The sequence below is a fragment of the Bacillus cereus group sp. N6 genome (assembly GCF_016483705.1).
Classification (GTDB): Bacteria; Bacillota; Bacilli; order Bacillales; family Bacillaceae_G; genus Bacillus_A; species Bacillus_A wiedmannii.
Genome location: NZ_JAEHBI010000126.1, coordinates 1 through 3,230, shown reverse-complemented (window position 1 = coordinate 3,230; position 3,230 = coordinate 1). Strand labels below are relative to the sequence as shown.

Genomic DNA, 3,230 nt, shown 5'->3' with positions numbered 1-3,230 from the left:
TGTCATTGCTACACCCGTCCTTTTATTTATGAATATTTCCAGTGTACACAACAACAATATTTTTTGCACCAGAACCCAAAATTGTCCATCTTGTTAAGGTATATTTTTCAATATAATTCTGAATATTTAGATTTTTTGTGAGTTGTAGTGGAGTGTCTAGTGAGTGTAAACAAAATAATACGAATTTAGATTTTTTTCCTTTTATAGTATAACATTCCTAAGCTTTCAATCGCACATGCAATTTTACATTCCGTTTTTATGTAATATTAAATAAAGAGGATTTTAAAGATACTTCTGATATAGAGAAACTTTAAGTGTATTTTGTAGAAAAAAGGGATTTTTTGTTTAATACAGTATTCTATTTAATAAAAATCTATTATGAGAAGGTGATATATTTGTCTATTGAAAGTGTGGAGGAATTTACTTATGAATTAAAATGCACCACTGGCTCACTCATGTTTGCTGTAGTCAGAAGTAAGTCTTTATTACATTTATTAAAACCATATCGTGTAATGACATTTATACATTTAGATAACAAGGAAAAAGAGAACCTTGTGAAAAGGGTTCTGGTGCAAAAACTTCAGGCCACTTGCAAATAATCTCTCAAACTTGGACATACTGATACTATTATTCTGAAAAAGGTGTGTGATCAGTATGAAAAAGGAAACTTCGTTTAAATGGAAGCACTATCAGCCAGATATTATCTTGTTAACTGTGCGCTGGTACCTACGGTACAATCTCAGTTTTCGTGATTTGGTAGAAATGATGGAGGAAAGAGGACTATCTTTAGCTCATACAACGATTATGCGATGGGTCCATCAATATGGGCCTGAATTAGATAAACGAATTCGACGTTATCTCAAACAAACGAATGACTCCTGGAGAGTAGATGAGACGTACATAAAAGTAAAAGGGCAATGGATGTACCTATATCGTGCTGTTGATTCTGAAGGAAACACGATTGATTTTTATCTAAGTAAATCCAGAAATCATAAGGCTGCAAAGCGATTCTTCAAAAAAGCTTTGCAGTCTTTTCATGCTTCAAAACCTCGTGCAATCACAGTTGATAAAAACCCTGCTTATCCAATTGCTATTACAGGGTTAAAGAAAGAAAAACAGATGCCGTTAGGCATTCAAATCCGACAGATCAAATATCTAAATAACATCGTAGAGCAAGACCATCGTTTCATTAAAAAACGTATACGCTCTATGTTAGGACTTAAATCTTTTCGTACAGCTACATTGATTCTTGCAGGAGTAGAAGCCATGCATATGATAAAAAAAGAACAGATTGATTTATGGGATCAGTCTGTTCAAAATCAAAAACAATTCATTCATCAATTATTTGGATTAACAGGGTAAAGAACGATTCCGGTAGGAATCTCCATCGTTTTTTTGGATATATCCTTTATTTGCACCAGAACCGGTATTCCATCTTTTTTAGGAGGTGAAGCATTTTATACTTACACTTGAGGTAATCCCTTTATAATTAACAGTATTTTCACTATTTTTGTGTATTAACAGGTTCTATTTTTAATTCCTTCAATCCCTCTTTTAATGTATCTGCATCTGTTTTCAATGTCTTCCAACTGTCCTTAGCTGTATCTAACATAGGTTTTAGGAATGCAAATCGATTGGCCGTTGCTTTTTCATCCGCTTTTTCAATACTATCGAGTACACCAGCATATTGTGAGTCTAAATCATTCCATTGATCTACCATATATTGAAGAGCTTGAGTGGCACCATCAATTGCTTTTGCCAATTCATCAATATTCTGAGATGCTGTAAACACAATTCGGTTCACAGCCCTTTTGTGATCTATCGTTTGATTTAGCGCCTCAAATGCTGGTCTTAATTCATTTAATTTTATTGTAGATTCAAAAAACATTATACCACCACTTGGTGAAAGCGCCCATAGGAATGACCATGGTGACCAATCTGGCTGGAATTGTCTATAATAGTTTATTTCCTCCATAATCTTTTTCAGATTAGCTTCGTCATCTTCAATACCAGTATCAGCATTTTTGCCTTTTAATATAGAACTGAGCATCGTTTGATGATCTTGAAATGATCGATTATCTTGGTCGACAGCTGTTTTTAGATTTTTTAAAGCATCAAGTAATGCAACCGCGCATTTTTGGTTCTTTTTTACGTCTGTTTTTAAATCCTCAATCCCTTCTTTTAACGTCTCCTTGTCTCCTGTATTTATTGCGTTCACTAGGTATTGATAGTACTCTTGAAACGTTGTATCAAACGTAATAATACCAGTCAAAGTATCTATAAGTTGTCGCTTTACTTTTGTATCCCAAGTCGAAGCATGCTCACGAGCTTTTTGTTGATCTTGTAGAATTTGGTTAGGTAAATCACCATGTCCTGCAAGATCTTTATTAGGATCAAGACCTGCAAAATTCACATCTGGATTCTTAAGTAACATGTAAGAATAGAGATTCATAGATTGCGCAAATGCACTAGCTTTTACTAGAGTTTGCTTCATTTTATCCGTATTACCCGACAGTTTTTCGTTTTCTGTATTGGATTGTTCAATTCCACTTGCAAACGTTGTAGCAGGTGAAGAAATAGTGGTAGCTGAAATGGCTAAAATAGTCGATAAAGCCATTTCTCTATAAGGTAGTTTCTTTAACATTTTTATACCCCCAGTATAAATTGATTACAATATATTTTTTGTATTACACATATTAGAAAATATCTAAATCTAAAGTGTAGTTTGTTACATCGATCTTACTCATTTTTAAATCCAATATCTTTTGCCACTAAATCTGCGGCCTGATAAATGTCACTCCACTGTTGCTTAGCTGCATCTAAATCATTTACGAGTAGGGAAACTTTTGATGGTTGTATAGAATCTATACTATCAAGTAGTACTTTGTAATTTGCCCCCATCGTATCCCATTGCTTTTTCATCGCTGTAAGCGACTCAATTGCCTGATCTACCGTCTGGTATAGATCCATTAAAGTTGCCTTTGCATTCGTAAGTGAAAGAACAGCCTGTTCAGCCACTGTACGTTGCGTACTTAACTGCTCGATTTTTTTAGAAACATCATTATATTGCGTTAGATTTTGTGATAGCATAACCCCGGTTGCCGTTCCTAAACCGATACCGGCTGCCCCTAATACAACTAGGCCTCCAACAATAAGCGGAGTTGCCATTCCGCCAGTCACTACAATTGCAATTGTTCCACCAATAGCACCACCAATTAATAGGAACGTAC

At 34.8% G+C, this 3,230-nt stretch carries 2 protein-coding genes and 1 pseudogene; 1 reads left to right on the top strand and 2 read right to left on the bottom strand.

All coding sequences use genetic code 11. The annotated features are described in order from the left end of the window. The first annotated feature begins 654 nt into the window (after positions 1 to 654). Positions 655 to 1,362 carry an IS6 family transposase gene (locus JDS99_RS30190; RefSeq protein ID WP_199696413.1) on the top strand — a complete coding sequence of 236 codons (708 nt, stop codon included), beginning with the start codon at positions 655 to 657 and terminating at the stop codon, positions 1,360 to 1,362. 142 nt (positions 1,363 to 1,504) lie between these two features. On the opposite strand, the gene JDS99_RS30185 is transcribed toward JDS99_RS30190, so the two are convergent. Together JDS99_RS30185 and JDS99_RS30180 are read right to left on the bottom strand one after the other, a co-directional pair. Then, a complete protein-coding gene (locus tag JDS99_RS30185; protein ID WP_199696412.1) occupies positions 1,505 to 2,644 on the bottom strand; it encodes a ClyA family alpha-helical pore-forming toxin in 1,140 nt (379 codons plus the stop codon). Positions 2,645 to 2,739: 95 nt separating this feature from the next. Then, a pseudogene (locus JDS99_RS30180) lies at positions 2,740 to 3,230 on the bottom strand (hemolysin BL lytic component L1); the annotation flags it as partial.

What these genes read in the sequence shown, in the direction of transcription:
- JDS99_RS30185 (WP_199696412.1), bottom strand. Translation starts at nt 2,644, where the DNA reads ATGTTAAAGAAACTACCTTATAGAGAAATGGCTTTATCGACTATTTTA.
- JDS99_RS30190 (WP_199696413.1), top strand. Translation starts at nt 655, where the DNA reads ATGAAAAAGGAAACTTCGTTTAAATGGAAGCACTATCAGCCAGATATT.